Raw genomic sequence first — 16962 nt, 5'->3', positions numbered from 1 at the left:
GACCGTTACGCCGCCGCCACATCCTGCGGCTCAAAACTGTCAGCCCGCGCCATCTGCCACATCCGCGAATAAAACTCCCCATTGACCTCACCCGTCAGCAATTCCCCCGGTTTCAAGAACACATGCAACTGGGAAAACAGCTTGATTTCAGTGGCGGACATGCGGCGGACCAGATGCTTGGGTTGCAGTTGTGAAGGATGCTCGAGGCCGGCGGCGGCGAGCATTTCGGCCAGGGCCTTGAGGGTGTTGCGGTGGAAGTTGTAGACCCGCTGGGCCTTGTCCGGCACAACCAGGGCGCGCTGGCGCAGGGTGTCCTGGGTGGCGACGCCGGTGGGGCATTTGTTGGTATGACAGCTTTGCGACTGGATGCAGCCGATGGCGAACATGAAGCCCCGCGCGGCGTTGGCCCAGTCGGCACCGATGGCCAGGACGCTGGCGATGTCGAAGGCGCTGACGATCTTGCCGCTGGCGCCGAGCTTGATCTTGTCCCGCAGGTTCAGGCCCACCAAGGTGTTGTGGACAAACAGCAGGCCCTCGCGCAACGGCACGCCAATGTGGTCGGTGAATTCCACTGGCGCTGCACCCGTGCCACCTTCCTTGCCGTCCACCACGATGAAGTCGGGGAGGATGCCGGTTTCCAGCATGGCCTTGGCGATGCCCATGAACTCCCAGGGGTGGCCCAGGCAGAACTTGAAACCCACTGGTTTGCCACCGGACAGTTCGCGCAATTGCTGGACGAACTGCATCAGTTCGATCGGTGTGGAGAAAGCACTGTGGCGTGACGGTGAAACGCAGTCCTCGCCCATAAGGATGCCACGGGTTTCGGCGATTTCCCGGGTGACCTTGTGCTTGGGCAGAATTCCGCCATGGCCGGGTTTGGCGCCCTGGCTCATCTTGATTTCAATCATCCGTACCTGCGGATTCTGCGCTTGGGCGGCGAAGCGCTCCGGGTCGAAGCGACCTTCACGGGTGCGACAGCCGAAATAGCCGCTGCCCAGTTCCCAGGTCAGGTCGCCGCCGTGTTCGCGGTGATAAGGGCTGATGCTGCCTTCGCCCGTGTCGTGGGCGAAATTGCCGAGCTTGGCGCCCTGGTTCAACGCCCGAATGGCGTTGGCGCTCAGGGAACCGAAGCTCATGGCGGAGATGTTGAACACCGACGCTGAATACGGTTGGGTGCATTGCGGTCCGCCAACCGTCACGCGAAAATCGCTGGGGTCGCTCAACGGAGCCGGACGCATGGAATGACCGATGAATTCGAAACCGGTCTGATAAACATCGATCAGGGTGCCGAACGGTTTGTCGGCGCTTTCGTTCTTGGCCCGGGAGTACACCAGGGAACGCTGTGCGCGCGAGAAGGGCAGGGCGTCGCTGTCGGATTCGAGCAAGTACTGACGAATTTCCGGGCGGATGCCTTCGACCAGATAGCGGATATTGCCCAGGATCGGGTAGTTGCGACGCACGGCATGGCGGTTCTGCAGCAGGTCGAACAGTCCCAGCAGACTTAACAGCCCCGTGACCAGCGTGATCGGCCAGAGCCAGTCGTGTTGCAGAAACGGCAGGCTGGCGAGGGTAAAAACTACGCAGCCGGCAAAGAAGGCGTAACGGCTCAGTAAAGACAGGCTCATGCGGTTTCCTTCGGGTGAGCGATGGGGTGGGGCGGTGCAGGCATTCTGCGCTGGCAGCGAAAGGGCGGGCAACTGTGGCGAGGGGATTTATGCTCGCTGGGGTGGGGCAACCCCTGCTCGCTAAACAGGCGCCTCGGTTTCTGAAGACCGCATCGCCTCCATCGCGGGCAAGCCTTGCTCCCACACAGCGCGATCTCAGCTCGCCTGTTTCATCTGCCGCACCGGCAACTCCACGCGGAAGGTGGTTCCCACCCCGACCTCGCTGCGCACTGTGATCTCGCCGTTGTGTTTTTTCACGATGCCGTAGGACAGTGAAAGTCCCAGTCCCGTGCCCTGGCCGACAGGTTTGGTGGTGAAGAACGGATCGAAGATTTTTTGCAGTGTCTCAGGCGGCATGCCCGAGCCATTGTCGGCGACTTCGATCCACACGGTGTCTTCTTCAATGCCGTTGCGCAAGGTGATGGTGCCACGCTCGGGGCCGATGGCCTGGGCGGCGTTGACGATCAGGTTCATGATCACCTGGTTGATCTGCGACGGCAGGCATTCGACTTCCGGCAACGGGCTGTATTGCTTGATCACGTCGGCCTTGTACTTGATTTCATTGGCGACGATGTTCAGCGTCGAATCCAGGCCTTGTTGCAAGTTGGCCATCTGCCATTCCTGGTTGGAGTCGACGCGGGAGAAGTCCTTGAGGTCCTTGACGATCTGCCCGACCCGGCTGATGCCGTCCTTGGACTCTTTGATCAGCAGTGGAATGTCCTCGACGAGGAAGTCCAGCTCCACCTGCTCGCGCAGCTTTCTCAGATTCACCACCAGTTCCGGCGAAGCAATGGCTTGCTCGGCACTGTCATAGGCCTGGAGCATCTCCTGGAGTTTGCCAAAGTAGCCATCCAGGGCCCCCAGATTGGAAGAAATGAAACCGATCGGGTTGTTGATTTCGTGAGCGACCCCGGCGGCCAACTGGCCCAGCGAGGCGAGTTTTTCCGACTGGACCAACTGGCTTTCCAGCATCTTGCGTTCGTCGATTTCCATCTGCAGCAAAGAACTGGCCTGTTTGAACGCCTGGGTCCGCTGCTCCACCAGCTCCTCGAGTTTGCTCATCTGCAATTGCGCGCGGGAAGTCATTTCCCACTTGGTGGTCAGGGTGTTGGCCATTTGCTGGACTTCGATGTTGTCGAAGGGTTTCTTCAGAATCAGCAACCGGTCATGGCCATTGAGGCGGTCCAGCAGTTCGTCCCAGGAATAGTCCGAGTAGGCGGTGCAGACCACCACTTGCAACAGTGGGTCGTGCTTCCAGAGTTCCTCGATGGTTTTGGCGCCATCCCAGCCCTCGGGCATGCGCATGTCGACAAAGGCCAATGCATAAGGGTGCTCCGTTTCCAGCGCTTGCAGCAGTTTGTTCAGACCTTCCTGGCCGCCATAGGCCGAGTCGAGTTCGAATACGGTGCCGGCCGGTTTCGGTGCGTCGCCGAACAAGGCGTTTTCCATGTCCAGCAGATCGACATTGACCTGATCCTCCGGCGTGAGGATTTTGCGGAAATCGTCATGGATGGCCGGTGTATCGTCGATCAACAGGATGCGGCGGTTGCTCAGATTATTCATGCTCACCTTCTGCGAGTTTCAAGGGCAGTTGCAACACGAACGTTGCTCCTGTGCCTGGTCCCTCACTGTGAGCGGTGAGGTGGCCGTTCATCTCAATGGCCGCGAGCGCGCAACTGTGCAAACCGAACCCGTGGCCCTCCTTACGGGTGGTAAACCCATGGGCGAAGATACGCGTCATGTTTTCCGCCGGGATGCCTTCGCCTTCATCCTTGACACTGATCTGCAGGGTGTCGTCATTGATCACCGTAGCCTTGAGGGTCATGTTCCGTGCGTGGTTGGAAACCCCCGCCATGGCGTATTTGGCGTTGCTGATCAGGTTGATCAGAATCAGCAGCAAGCGGTGTTTGTCGCCCAGGATCCGCGGCACGTCGCCGTATTCCTTGAGCACCGTCACGTGGTGTCGGGTCAGGGCGCCGGAGTTCATGCGCAGGGCGTCTTCGAGCAGTTCGCTGACCACCAAAGGCTCCACCAGGCTGTTGGCGCCGGCATAGGATTGCTGGGTGGAGACAATATCCTTGATGTGATCCACGCTCTTGCTCAACTGGGCCAACTCGTCGGTAAGGCCTTGCTGTTCGACCGCGATGGCCTCCACCAACTGGTTCAGATAGCCGGGCAACAGCTTGCCTTTTTCATCTTCGGTAAGGAAGTGCCCCAGGTCGTGGGGGTGTTCATTGATCAGTTGCATCGCCTTGCCCAGCCCCAGGGCCTTGCTGCTGCGCAGTTTACGGCTGATCAGGTCGGCGGAGATGTTCACACTGTTGAGCACGTTGCCAACGTTGTGCAGCACGTTGGTGGCGATTTCCGCCATGCCGGCCTGACGGGCGGTGTCCATCAGTTCGCTCTGGGTGTCCTTGAGTTGGCGGGTGCGCTCTTCGACCCGTACCTCCAGCTCGTCGTTGGCGGTTTGCAGGGCGTTGTTGGCGCGTTTGGTTTCGGCGAAGCTGCGCATCAAACGGATTGCCAGCCCGATCAGGATCAACACCAGGAACGTGGCGAAAACCAACAGGAGAATATGGTTGCGCTGATGCCTGGCGGCAGCTTTCTCCTGGTCTTTGTCCAGCAGGCTGGTGATGGTGTCCAGCCGGCCGGCCACGGGAACGGCTTCGATTCCCTGCAAGAGGTCATTGACCCTGGGTTGTTCGCGCAAGATCAGCGCGATGTGCCTGCTCAGGATATCGACGGATTTTTGCAGACCCACCGGCAGACGCTCCTTGTTGACGTCCAGCCGGTTCAGGCCTAGCAGCACTTCGGCGGCTTGCTCACGGGTGGTCAGATGAGCGAACTCCATGGCGCTGAGCAACAGATCGTAGGTGTCGATGGCAACGTTTTGCAGCTGCAGTTTGTCGGCGTCCGCAAGTTCGCCGAACTGGGCCTGGATGTCATCTTCGGCGGTGGGCAGGAAGGCGAGGGAGTTGCGCAATACCGCATTGTGGGATTTGAATCTTTCCACCAGACGGGTTTTCTCCTTCACCGCCTTGAGGTATTCGTCGCGCTCCTGTTCCCAGCTTGACGGTGCGTGGCGAGCCGGTTCCGATTCGATGGCGTCGAGGCGCTGCCACAGACGCGCCATCTCATTGAGGGGCGAGACCAGGGGGTCATAGTTTTGGCTCAAAGCCATCCGGGATTTAAGGACTTCGTTGTCCCAGATGGCGTCCTGCTGTTTGAGCAGGCGGATCAGGTCCCGAGATTCAATGTACGAGGCGGCCTGCTGTGCACTCGACTGGATGTACATGAACAGCAGGACTGACGCCAGCAAGAGGCCGACGAATGCCAGACCGAGGCGACGCAGGGCGGTCATAGCGGCTTGCCCTCCCATTCGCCGGTGAGCGTCTTGAGGAATTCGACGATCAGTTCCGTGTCGTTCTTCAAGGGTTCACGGCCCAACTGGTACTTGAACATCACTTCCACCGCATTCTCCAGGGTAGGCGCTGACCCGGCGTGAAAGTACGGGGCGGTGATGGCGACGTTACGCAGACTCGGCACCTTGAAAACCTGGCGGTCAGCCTCGTCGCCAGTGACGTTGAAGCGGCCCTCGTCGGCCCGGGTAGGGTTGCCCCGGTCCTGGATGTAGTCGCCCATCACGCCGAATTTCTGGAACATGTTGCCGCCGATGTTCACGCCCTGGTGGCAGGCGATGCAGCCGTATTCCTTGAAGCGCTGGTAACCGAACTTTTCCCGGGGCGTGAGGATGTCGGTGTTGCCCAGCAGGTACTGGTCGAAACGTGAATTTGGGGTCAGCAGGGTGCGTTCATAGTCGGCCAGGGCACCCTGGATGTTGGCCTGGGTCACGCCGTCGGGGTAGGCATCGTTAAAATCCCGGGCGTAGTCCGGGTCCTGGCCGATGCGCTTGAGCACCGTTTCCCAGGTACTGCCCATTTCCGCAGGGCTGGTCACGACGATGTGCACCTGTTCTTCCAGAGTGTCGACGCGGCCGTCCCAGAACTGATGGAAGTTCAGGCTGGCGTTGAACACCGTGGGTGTATTGAACTCCACCGGTTTACCGTCGAAGCCCAGGGAAAACTGTTTGTCGTCGGCGCCACCCTTGTCCAGGCGATGGCAACTGGCACAGGACAGGGTGTTGTTGACCGACAGCCGCGGGTCGTTGAAAAGCCGCAGGCCCAACTGGACGCGCTTGGGGTCCAGAGTCGGCACGGGAGGCAGTGGTTTGAGCGGTTCATCCAACGGCTCGGCGTGAACGGTCACGCTCAATCCCACCAGCAGGCCGAGAGCCAGAATCAGTCCATGTGACGCCATGGGATGCTTTCCTTGAAACTTTTGGTTGATGGAACTCAGGTGTGTTCACGCAAACGGGTTGTGGTGTTGTTCCCACTCGCTCATCCACAGGGCAAAGGCTTGTGGCTCCACGGCCTTGCTGAAGTAGTACCCCTGGGCTTCCTCGCACTGGTGAGCCTTGAGGAACTCCAGTTGCTCAAGGGTTTCCACGCCTTCGGCAATGATGTGCAGGTTCAGGCTCTTGCCCAGGCTGATGATGGTGCTCACCAGCTTTGCGTCATTACTGTCGATGCTCAGGTCGCCGACGAACGACTGATCGATCTTCAACACATCCACCGGAAATTTCTGCAGGTAGCTCAGGCTCGAGTAGCCGGTGCCGAAATCGTCGATGGCCAGCCGTATTCCCAGGCGCTTGACGGCCTTGAGGATGGCGACGGTGGTGTCGACGTTCTGCATCAGTACGCTTTCGGTGATCTCCAGTTCTAACTGTGTCGGGTCGAGACCGGTTTCCTTGAGGGTCCGGGCGATGCCTTCGACGAAACCGCGCTGGCGAAAATCGATGGTGGAGACGTTGACCGACAGGTAGAGCGGGCGCATGCCATCGGCTTGCCAGCGACAGGCCTGCTGGCAGGCTTCCTGGAGCACCCATTGGCTCAGCGGGACGATCAGGCCGCTGTCTTCGGCCACGGGGATGAAGTCCGATGGATAGATCAAGCCGATGTCAGGCCGGTTCCAGCGCACCAGCGCTTCGGCGCCGACCACTTTGCCACTCCTCAGATCGATCTTGGGCTGGTAGTGCAGCACGAACTCCTTGCGTTGCAGAGCCAGGCGCAGGCCCGATTCGATGGTTTGCTGCTGTCGCGCCCGACGGTTCATGTCTTCAGTGAAAAAACGGTAGTCGTTGGGGCCGGTTTCCTTGACGTTGCGCATCGCCGTTTCGGCTTTTTTGATCAACGCCACGGCATCGAAACCGTCGGCCGGATACATGCTGATGCCCAGGCTTGCGGTAACGGTCAGGTCGTGTCCGTCGATGGGGTGGGGCGTGCTGATGGCCGTCAGCAGTTTGTCGGCCACGCCTTTGGTCTGTTGCGAGTCGGTGATGTCTCCCAGTATCACCACGAACTCATCGGAGCCGTAGCGAAACACCGAGTCGGATTCACGCACCACCGTTGCCAGCGCCCGGGCCACCCGCTTGAGCATTTCGTCGCCCACCGGGTGCCCCAGTGCGTTATTGATACGCTTGAAACGGTCCATGCCGATGAACATCACCGCCAGTTGCCGGTCGTGGCGACGGCACTGGGCCATGGCCTGGGTCAGGCGATCACCGAGCAACATGCTGTTGGGTAGCTCGGTGAGTACGTCGTATTGCAGCAAGTGGGAGACTTTCAGCAACTCCTGGACCCGTTCCTCGATGGTGCGCTCCAGACTGCGCATTTTTCTCGCCGCATCCTGGGCCAGTTGCCATTTCCAGGTCATGGCACTGGCCATCTGGCGGATTTCCAGGGTGTCGAAGGGTTTCTTCAGGATCAGCAACTGATCGTCGAACTCGATGCGTTCGGACATGGTTTCCCAGGAATAATCCGAAAACGCCGTGCACAGCGCGATTTGCAGCCGTGGGTCGGCCTCCCACAAACGCTCGATGGTTTGCAGGCCGTCCCAGCCCGGCGGCATGCGCATGTCGGCGAACACCAGCGCATAGGGCTGGCCTTCGGCCTGGGCGCGCTTGACCAGTTCCAACGCCTCTTCGCCCTGATAGGCCGAATCGATCTGAAATTGCAGACGGCTGACCTGGGGTGTGCCAAACAGCAGGCTTTCAGTGTCGTCCAGCGAGTCGTCGCTACCGGCGCCCGGGCTGAGGATCTTGCGGAAGTCCTGGTGGATCGCCGGCGTGTCGTCCACCACCAGGATTCGCCTGTTCGCCGGCACCGACATGGGGTTCATGGGTTGCTCTCCGATAACTGGCTGGCAGGCCGGGTCCAATGGTCCGTCACGGGAACGATGGTGCCGGCCTTGAGCAGTTCGCTGGCTTGCCCACTGTCTACGGCAGTGCTGAAGTAATGCCCCTGGGCCTGCATCGACCCGCCGCTGGACATCAGCGTGGTGCGTTGCTCCTGGGTTTCGACGCCCTCGGCAATGATCCCGATGCCCACATCCCGGGCGAAATTGATGATCGCTCGCAGCGTCATTGCGTTCTCGGGGTCGGCGTTGGCGCTGTCGAGAAACCGTTGGGCGAGCTTGAGATGGTTGACCCGGTAGGTCTTGAGGTAATCGAACGAGGAGTACTCGGTGCCGAAATCATCGATGGCAATTTGTACGCCCAGTTCGCACAGACGTGGCAGCACGTCGTTGTGGGTCCACTTGGTTTGCGCCAGGGTGGCTTCGGTGACATCAAAGCGCAGGTCCCAAGGGGCCAGTTCCCAGCGGGCGGTGGTACGCAGCACGTCATAGATCAGCTCGGGACCGGTCTTGAGTTGCGTCAGGGACAGGTCGATGGCGATCACCGGGGGCGCCATGCCCTGGTCACGCCACTGGCGCATCTGTTGACAGGCCTGGTCCAGCACCCAATGCCCCAGGCCAACGATGATCCCGGTCTTCTCGGCGGCCGGCATGAACGATGCCGGCTCCAGCCAGCCGCGCTCAGGGTGGTTCCAGCGCACTTGCACGCCCATGCCCAGGATTTTGCCAGTGCCCAGGTCGACCTCCGGCAGGTAGTGCAAATGCAGCTCGTTGTTTTCGATGGCCTGGCGCAGGTCATTGGCCAGGGCGACGCGGTCGGTGACTTCCTGATTAATCTCCTCGCTATGGAAATGGTACTGGTTGCGGCCCTTTTCCTTGGACCGGTACAAGGCCATGTCGGACTGTGCCATCAGGCTGTCGGCGCTTTGGCTCTGGGAGGAATACAGGCTGATGCCGATGCTCACGGAGATCCGCACTTCGTTGCCGTCCAGGGAATAGGGCGCCACCAGGGCATCCCGGATCTTGGCGGCCAGTGCGGCGCAATGGGTCGCTTCGTGGACATCCAGTTGCAGGATGGCGAACTCGTCGCCACCCAGGCGCGCTACCACGTCGTTTTCCCGTGTACAGCCCTTGATGCGTGCGGCGACCTCCTGCAGCAGCAGGTCGCCGATCGGGTGACCCAGGGTGTCGTTGATCCGCTTGAAATGGTCCAGGTCCAGGTAAAACATCGCAAACGGTGCCGCCCCCCGGCGAGCCGCGGCAAAGGCTTGATGCAGGCGCTCGATCATGGTGGCGCGGTTGGCCAGCCCGGTCAGGCCGTCGGTGCGGGCCAGCAGGGCGATTTTCTCCTCGGCCAGCTTGCGTTCGGTGATGTCAAGAATGATGCCTTCCACTTCCAGCAGCAGGCCCTGTTCGTTGCGCACCGGAATGTAGCGGTTTTCCACCCAGCGGAACGCGCCGTCGCCCGTGCGCATGCGGAACTCGATGGACGCCCCCGCTGTGTCGCGGTTCAAGACGCGGACCATGGCGTCGTCGATCTTGCTTTGGTCGTCGGGATGGATCAGGGTTTGCGCCCAGTCCGGCGAGTTGACCAGTTGCGCCGCCGCGTGGCCGAACTTGGTGATGTTGTGGGAAATGTACATCAGCGCGAACGGCGGCTCGCCACGCAGGCGGTACAGGATGGTCGGGCTGTTCTGCACGATGATGTTGGCGTCGGCCAGCTCCCGCGTGCGCTCCTGCACCGCGCGTTCGAGCATGTCCATTTTCAGCGCCGCGTCTTCGGTCATCTGCCATTTGACGGTCAGGGTACTGGCCATCTGGCGGATCTCGATGGCATCGAAGGGTTTTTTCAGGATGAGCAGGCGGTCGCCCAGTTCGAGGCGCTCGGCGATGTCTTCCCAGGAATAATCCGAATAGGCGGTGCACAGCGCCACTTGCAGCTTGGGGTCGACGCGCCATAGCCGTTCGATGGTTTCAAGGCCGTCCCAGCCAGGGGGCATACGCATGTCGATGAACGCCATGGCGTAGGGTTTGCCCTCGGCCAAGGCAGATTCGACCTTGTTCAGGGCTTCCATGCCCTGGAAGGCCGAATCGAGCACGAAACTCTGACTGGCAACCGCCACAGGCGCGCCGAACAGGGCTGCTTCAGCGCTGCTCAGGCTGTCCTCGGGGGTAGCATGGGGGCTGAGGATCTTACGAAAATCCTCGTGGATCGTCGGAGTGTCATCGACGATCAGGATCCGCCGGTTGGCCCTTTCCGTCGGCAGGCTCATGGCCGTGCACCGTCGCGATGCTGACTGTTGAACCGTGGATACATCTGATATCCCTTCCGTTGGCATGAGTATTCTGGCCTGTACTTGGCCCTTCATGGTCTACAGCATAGCTGTCTCATTGAGATGCGCTCGGCCGGTCAAGGCAAAATCGTGTCTAAATTCACGCAATCTACTAGCCTCTAATTCGGGGGTAGCGTAGAACAGGTGTCGTTAACAGGAGGGGGGTCCAATGGAAGATCAATCGCAGGATGTACCGGTCCGGAAGCCGACGGTACTGTTGGTCGATGATGAAGAGTCGATTCTCAATAGCCTGCGTCGGTTATTGCGCAGCCAGCCGTACGAAATCCTGCTGGCTGACAGTGGCGCCAAAGCCCTGGAAATCCTCAAGGAGCGGCCGGTCGACCTGGTCATGACCGATGCCCGCATGCCCAACATGGACGGCGCCACTTTGTTGGCGCAGATTCGCAAGCTTTATCCATCGACCTTGCGCATCCTGCTCACCGGTTATGCCGATGTGGACATGATGACCAAGGCCATCAACGAGGGGCAGTTGTATCGCTACCTCAGCAAACCCTGGAACGACGAGGAACTGGTGCAGGCCCTGCGTCAGGCCCTGGCGCACCAGCACTCCGAAAGCGAGCGCCAGCGCCTCGAAGCGCTGAACCGTGAACAGAACGAACAGCTGCGGATACTCAACACCACCCTGGAAAAACGCGTGGCGTCGCGCACCGCCGAGCTGCAGCAGACCGCCGACATGCTCGACCTGGCCTATGACGAGCTCAAGCGCAGCTATGTGACCGGCACCGAAGTGTTTTCGCTGATCGCCAACCTGCGCCTGCCCAAGGCCAAGCAGACCAACCGGCAGATCATCGAGCTGATCCGGGTCTACAGCAGGCTGCACTTTCTGGACGAGTCCACCGACCGCGACCTGACCATGGCCGCGGCGCTCTACAACATCGGCAAATTGAGCTGGACCGACAACATGATGGTCACGCCCGCCGACATGCTGCACCACACCGAGCTTGATCTCTACCGGGCCTATCCGAAGCAGAGCGAGTCGCTGCTGATGACCCTGGACCCGATGAAAGACGCCGCGCGCATCATCCTCCATCACCAGGAACGTTGGGACGGCAGCGGTTTTCCCGACCATCTGCGAGGCGAGGCCATTCCGTTCGGTTCGCGGCTGTTGAAACTGGCGGTGGACTTCATCGAACTGCAGCGCGGGTTGATCCTGGAGCGGCAGATGAACAGCGACGAGGCGCTGGTCTACATCCGCAAATACGCCGGCAAACTATACGACCCGGGCATGGTGGAGGACTTCATCAAGGCGTGTGGTGAATACCTGGACGACGTGACCTTGTCGGATCCGACGGTGCAGGTCATGACAACCCGCGACCTGACGGCCGGCATGATCCTGGCGCGCAACCTCAACGCCGACAACGGCATGCTGTTGCTCAACGCCGGCAAGGTGCTGAGCGCGCCTCTGGTGGAAAAGCTCATTGCTTTCGAAGCGATGGAAGGGGCGCGCTACAGCGTGTTCGTCAAAATCCCCGAAGAGGCAGACCCTTCGGTGCCGAAGCCGATGTTGGGGTGATGCAGATCTGACTGAGAGTACAGTCATCCTGTGGGAGCGAGCTTGGCTCCCACAAAAACTGCTCCCACAGTGGTTTTGTGTGGCGTCTGAAGGTGGCGCCGGGCTTTGCTCCCATCGCTGCGCTCTGTACCCTTGCGAGCATTTTTCTGCCCAGGGCATTTCATCATGACCACTCCCATCATCCGCATCGCCGCCGCTCTGTTGATCGGACCGGACGGCCGGACCTTACTGGTGCGCAAGCGCGGCACCCAGGCCTTCATGCAGCCGGGCGGCAAGATCGAGGCCCATGAGCAACCGGTCCAGGCCCTGGCCCGTGAGCTGGACGAAGAGCTTGGGCTGACGATTGATCCGGCACAGGCCCGTTACCTGGGGGCGTTCAGTGCCCCGGCCGCCAACGAGCCGGGTTTTGTCGTGCAGGCTGACGTTTTTTTACTGAGCATCGATGCGCCGGTTTCTCCCGCCGCCGAGATTGAAGAAGTGCGCTGGATCGACCCGGCCAGTGACAGCGATCTGCTGCTGGCGCCGTTGACAGGCGAGGTGATCCTGCCGTTTTATCGAGCCAGCCTTCTCGAGACGTGCTGACCCCAGACTCAAGGACTGACGCCCATGATTCCATTGCCGGACCTGCTGATTTTCGCCGCCGCCGCGTTGCTGATGGTGCTCACGCCCGGCCCGAACATGATCTACCTGATTTCCCGTTCGATCTGCCAGGGCCGCAAGGCCGGCGTCACCTCCCTGCTGGGGGTGGTGGCTGGCTTCTTCGTGCACATGTTTGCCGCGGCGGCGGGGCTGACGGCGGTGTTCCTGGCGGTGCCCATGGCCTATGAGGTGTTGAAATGGGCCGGCGCGCTGTACCTGTTGTGGCTGGCCTGGCAGGCAGTCAAGCCCGGCGCACGTTCGCCGTTCCAGGCCCAGCAACTGCCGGTGGACTCGACGCGCAAGCTGATCACCATGGGGTTCCTCACCAGTGCCCTGAATCCAAAGATTGCAGTGTTTTACCTGTCGGTGTTCCCGCAGTTCATCAGCCCGGAACACGGCTCGTTGTTCACCCAGAGCATCATCCTCGGGCTGACCCAGATCAGCGTCAGTTTCAGCGTCAACCTGCTGATTGCCCTGTTCGCCGCCGGCATTGCCTCCTGGTTCGTCCATAACCCCACCTGGTTGGCGGCGCAGCGCTACTTCATGGGGTTTGTGCTCGGCGCGCTGGCGTTGCGCCTGATGCTTGAACAACGGCGTTCGGCGTGAGCATTCGACGGCTTGCAGCGGGTGATGCCCAGGCGTATCGCGACCTGATGCTCCAGGCCTACGCGCTTCATCCCCAAGCTTTCACCTCCAGCGTCAGCGAGCGAGCGGCGATGCCCATGAGGTGGTGGGAATCACGTCTGAACAGTCGGCTGGATGTGTTGGTGGGGGCGTTTGTCGAGCATGAACTGGTGGGCATTGTCGGGCTGTCCCTGGAGCCGCGGGAAAAAGCCCGGCACAAGGCCACGTTGTTCGGCATGTACGTCGCTGACTCTCATCGCCACGCTGGCCTCGGCTACCAACTGGTGCAGGCGGCACTCGAAGAAGCCCGACGCCATTCGTTTTTACGGCTGGTGCAACTGACCGTCACCGCCGGCAACGATCCTGCCGTCAGGCTCTACCAGCGCTGCGGTTTCGTGCTGTACGGCCTGGAGCCGATGGCGATACGGGTGGACGAGGACTACCTCGACAAGATCCATATGTGGCTAGAGCTCTGAGTCGCTCAGAGATGAGTTCTCGAGTTTTTGATGAATGAGGGTTGTCGAGTTTTTGTGGCGAGGGAGCAAGCTCCCTCGCCACAAAAGCACTCAGCGCACGGCACTGACGCCGTCGAGGGTCGAAAACGAAGTGTCCTTGGCCGTCAGCAGAAAGTCGCGCATGTAGGGCGCATCGAGCATGTCGGTGCGCACGGCGGCATACAGCGTGGCGAACAAACCTTTCTCTCCCAGTCGCTTGGCCTTCACGTAGCCCCGCGAGCTGTATTCATGCAGTGCCCAATGGGGCATGCCGCAGACGCCACGACCGCTGGCCACCAGTTGCATCATCATCACCGTCAGTTCAGACGTGCGCACCTGGGCCGGTTCGATGTCGGCCGGTTCCAGGAAACGGGTGAAGATGTCCAGGCGATCGCGCTCCACCGGATAGGTGATCAGGGTTTCGCTGACCAGGTCTTCGGGCACGATGTAGGGTTTGTTCGCCAGTCGGTGCTGGTTGGCCACGGCGAGCATCGCTTCGTAGGTGAACAGCGGCACGTAGGTGATGCCCGCCAGTTCCAGCGGGTCGGAGGTCACCACCAAGTCCAGGTCGCCCCGGGCCAGGGCCGGCAGTGGGGCGAAGGCGAAGCCCGAGGCCAGGTCCAGCTCGACTTCCGGCCAGGCGTCGCGGAACTGGTCGATGGTGGGCATCAGCCACTGAAAGCAACTGTGGCACTCGATGGCCATGTGCAAGCGCCCGGCGGTGCCTCCGGCCAACCGACCGATGTCCCGCTCGGCGCTGCGCAGCAACGGCAGGGTGGCGTCGGCCAGTTGCAGCAGGCGCAGGCCGGCACTGGTGAAACGCACCGGTTTGGTCTTGCGCACGAATAACTGCATGCCCAAGCGTTCTTCCAGTTCCTTGAACTGGTGGGAAAGGGCGGACTGTGTCAGGTGCAGGCGTTCGGCGGCCTCGACCAGGCTATCGGCTTCGCGCAGGGCATGCAGGGTCTTGAGGTGGCGGATTTCAAGCACCGTGGGCTCCATGAGTAAAACTCGTGATCAACACGAAAAGGTTGAGTTTGTCTCATGTGGGGCTGGCTGTCGACAATGGCGCCATCTTTTACAGGAGGACACACACCATGGCCCTGGCCCACACCTTAGGTTTTCCCCGCATCGGCGCCGACCGCGAACTGAAAAAAGCCCTCGAAGCCTACTGGAAGGGCGACCTGGCACCGGCCGCGCTGCAAGCGGTGGGCCGTGAATTGCGGGCCCGGCACTGGCAACTGCAGAAAGAGGCCGGCATCGACCTGCTGCCGGTCGGTGATTTCGCCTGGTACGACCAGGTGCTCAGCCACACTTTGACCCTGGGTGCCGTCCCGTCGCGATTCCACAACACCCTCGACGCCCAGGCCAAGCCGACCCTCGACACCCTGTTCGCCATGGCCCGAGGCGCCACCGCTGCCTGCTGCGGAGCTGATCACGGGCAAGCCCAATACGCTCAGGAACTGACCAAGTGGTTCGACACCAACTACCACTATCTGGTCCCGGAGTTTTCCGCCGACCAGCGCTTCGCCCTGAGTTGGGAGCAACTGTTCGAAGAAGTGGACGAGGCCCATGCCCTGGGACATCAGGTCAAACCGGTGATCATCGGCCCCTTGACGTATCTGTGGCTGGGCAAGGCCAAGGGCGAGGACTTCGACAAGCTCGATCTGCTCGAGCGTCTGTTGCCGGTCTACGGTGAAATCCTCAATCGCCTCAAGGCCCAGGGCGTTGAATGGGTGCAGATCGACGAGCCGATCCTCACCCTCGACCTGCCCCTGGCCTGGAAAAGTGCGTTCGAGCGGGCCTATCACATCCTTCAGTATTCGCCGTTGAAAAAGCTGGTGGCGACCTATTTCAGTGGTCTGGAAGACAACCTCGGCCTGGCGGTGAGCCTGCCGGTGGACGGTTTGCACATCGACGCGGTACGGGCGCCGGAACAACTGGGTCAGGTGCTCGATCGCCTGCCGACCTACAAAATCCTGTCGGTGGGGCTGGTCAATGGCCGCAACGTCTGGCGCTGTGAACTGGAACAGGCCCTGGCGCAATTGCAGCCGGCCCAGGAGCGTTTTGGCGACAACCTCTGGGTCAGCACCTCTTGCTCACTGTTGCACAGCCCCGTGGACCTGGAGCGTGAAGACCGACTGGACCCTGAACTCAAGAGCTGGCTGGCCTTTGCCGTGCAGAAGTGCGGTGAAGTGGCGGTACTGCGCGATGCGCTCAACGATCCCCAGGCACCCGGTGTGCAACACGCCTTGGCCGACAGCCGCGACGTGCATGCTCGTCGTGCCGGCTCGACACGCATTCACAAAGCCGAGGTTCAGGCCCGCCTCGCCGCGATACGACCACAGGACAGCCAGCGACGCTCGCCGTTTGCCCAGCGCATGGAGCAGCAGCGCGCCCGGCTGAAACTGCCGGCCTTTCCCACCACCACCATCGGTTCCTTCCCGCAGACTCCGGCGATTCGCCTGGCGCGCCAGGCCTACAAGCAAGGCAAGCTGTCGGCCAACGATTATCAGGACGCCATGCACACTGAGATCCGCCATGCCGTGCAGATCCAGGAACGCCTGGGCCTGGATGTGCTGGTACATGGCGAAGCCGAACGCAACGACATGGTGGAATATTTCGCCGAACAACTGGACGGCTATGCCTTCACCCGTTTCGGCTGGGTCCAGAGCTACGGTTCGCGTTGTGTGAAGCCGGCAATCATCTACGGCGACATCAGCCGCCCGAAAGCGATGACCGTCGACTGGATCCGCTACGCCCAGAGCCTGACCGACAAGGTGATGAAGGGCATGCTCACCGGCCCCGTGACTATGCTGATGTGGTCGTTCCCTCGCGAGGACGTCTCGCGTCAGGTTCAGGCGCAACAACTGGCCCTGGCCCTGCGTGACGAAGTGCTGGACCTGGAAAAGGCCGGGATCAAAATCGTGCAGATCGACGAGGCCGCCTTCCGCGAAGGCTTGCCTCTGCGACGCGGGCAATGGCAGGCGTACCTGGACTGGGCCGTGGAGGCCTTCCGCTTGAGCGCATCGGGTGTAAGCGACGAAACCCAGATCCACACCCACATGTGCTACAGCGAGTTCAATGATGTGATCAAGGCCATCGCCGACATGGACGCCGACGTGATCACCATTGAAACCTCGCGTTCGGACATGGAGTTGCTGCAGGCTTTCGAAGCGTTCGAGTATCCCAACGATATCGGCCCGGGTGTCTACGACATCCACTCGCCACGGGTGCCGGACACGGCCGAGATGGTGGCGTTGATGAGCAAGGCGGTGAAGCGGATTGCGGCGGACCGGCTGTGGGTCAACCCCGATTGCGGCCTGAAGACCCGGGCGTGGCCGGAGACAGAAGCGGCGTTGGTGAACATGGTGGCGGCGGCGCGGCAGTTGCGCAGTCAGTTGGCCTGAAGCCCGAATACT

The 16962-nt window shown here is 61.0% G+C and carries 12 protein-coding genes; 5 read left to right on the top strand and 7 right to left on the bottom strand.

Features of this window, described 5'->3' with window-relative positions; genetic code table 11:
* Positions 1-5 precede the first annotated feature (5 nt).
* The 6 genes from QOM08_RS22660 to QOM08_RS22635 all read right to left on the bottom strand — a co-directional run bounded on the left by QOM08_RS22660 (position 6) and on the right by QOM08_RS22635 (position 10189).
* Positions 6-1625: an FMN-binding glutamate synthase family protein gene (locus QOM08_RS22660; protein ID WP_316912168.1), complete on the bottom strand. Its 1620-nt coding sequence runs from the start codon at positions 1623-1625 to the stop codon at positions 6-8.
* Between the two features lie 195 nt (positions 1626-1820).
* Positions 1821-3227, bottom strand: coding sequence for an ATP-binding protein (locus QOM08_RS22655; RefSeq protein WP_047230404.1), 1407 nt, complete (start codon positions 3225-3227; stop codon positions 1821-1823).
* Entirely contained in the window at positions 3220-5025 is a 1806-nt protein-coding gene (locus QOM08_RS22650) for a DAHL domain-containing protein (RefSeq protein WP_047230403.1), read from the bottom strand. Before QOM08_RS22650 ends, QOM08_RS22655 begins: the two co-directional genes overlap by 8 nt.
* Positions 5022-5981 (bottom strand): cytochrome-c peroxidase, encoded by a 960-nt coding sequence (locus QOM08_RS22645; protein WP_310663168.1) that lies wholly within the window; start codon positions 5979-5981, stop codon positions 5022-5024. Before QOM08_RS22645 ends, QOM08_RS22650 begins: the two co-directional genes overlap by 4 nt.
* 45 nt (positions 5982-6026) lie before the next feature.
* On the bottom strand, positions 6027-7901 hold the full coding sequence (locus tag QOM08_RS22640) for a putative bifunctional diguanylate cyclase/phosphodiesterase (RefSeq protein WP_160893306.1): 1875 nt from the start codon (positions 7899-7901) through the stop codon (positions 6027-6029).
* On the bottom strand, positions 7898-10189 hold the full coding sequence (locus tag QOM08_RS22635; protein ID WP_173406596.1) for an EAL domain-containing protein: 2292 nt from the start codon (positions 10187-10189) through the stop codon (positions 7898-7900). The genes QOM08_RS22640 and QOM08_RS22635 overlap by 4 nt, the downstream gene beginning before the upstream one ends.
* 229 nt (positions 10190-10418) lie before the next feature.
* On the opposite strand from QOM08_RS22635, the gene QOM08_RS22630 reads away from it, so the two are divergent.
* The 4 genes from QOM08_RS22630 (at position 10419) to QOM08_RS22615 (ending at position 13522) form a co-directional block, all read left to right on the top strand.
* Positions 10419-11783 carry an HD domain-containing phosphohydrolase gene (locus QOM08_RS22630; protein ID WP_047230399.1) on the top strand — a complete coding sequence of 455 codons (1365 nt, stop codon included), beginning with the start codon at positions 10419-10421 and terminating at the stop codon, positions 11781-11783.
* A 165-nt stretch (positions 11784-11948) separates the two neighbouring features.
* Positions 11949-12365: an NUDIX hydrolase gene (locus tag QOM08_RS22625; RefSeq protein WP_047230398.1), complete on the top strand. Its 417-nt coding sequence runs from the start codon at positions 11949-11951 to the stop codon at positions 12363-12365.
* 24 nt (positions 12366-12389) lie between these two features.
* Positions 12390-13028 (top strand): LysE family translocator, encoded by a 639-nt coding sequence (locus QOM08_RS22620; RefSeq protein WP_139049242.1) that lies wholly within the window; start codon positions 12390-12392, stop codon positions 13026-13028.
* On the top strand, positions 13025-13522 hold the full coding sequence (locus QOM08_RS22615) for a GNAT family N-acetyltransferase (RefSeq protein ID WP_316912167.1): 498 nt from the start codon (positions 13025-13027) through the stop codon (positions 13520-13522). The genes QOM08_RS22620 and QOM08_RS22615 overlap by 4 nt, the downstream gene beginning before the upstream one ends.
* Before the next feature lie 90 nt (positions 13523-13612).
* Here the strand turns inward: QOM08_RS22615 and metR are convergent, their stop codons facing one another.
* Positions 13613-14530 (bottom strand): transcriptional regulator MetR, encoded by a 918-nt coding sequence (gene metR / locus QOM08_RS22610; RefSeq protein ID WP_047230407.1) that lies wholly within the window; start codon positions 14528-14530, stop codon positions 13613-13615.
* A 107-nt stretch (positions 14531-14637) separates the two neighbouring features.
* Between metR and metE the strand changes: the two genes are divergently transcribed.
* Entirely contained in the window at positions 14638-16950 is a 2313-nt protein-coding gene (gene metE, locus QOM08_RS22605) for a 5-methyltetrahydropteroyltriglutamate--homocysteine S-methyltransferase (RefSeq protein ID WP_316912166.1), read from the top strand.
* The last annotated feature ends 12 nt before the right edge of the window (positions 16951-16962 follow it).

Origin of the sequence: Pseudomonas sp. P105, assembly GCF_032614175.1 — a bacterium.
Lineage (GTDB): Bacteria > Pseudomonadota > Gammaproteobacteria > Pseudomonadales > Pseudomonadaceae > Aquipseudomonas > Aquipseudomonas rhizophila.
This window is presented reverse-complemented; position numbering and strand designations above follow the sequence as displayed.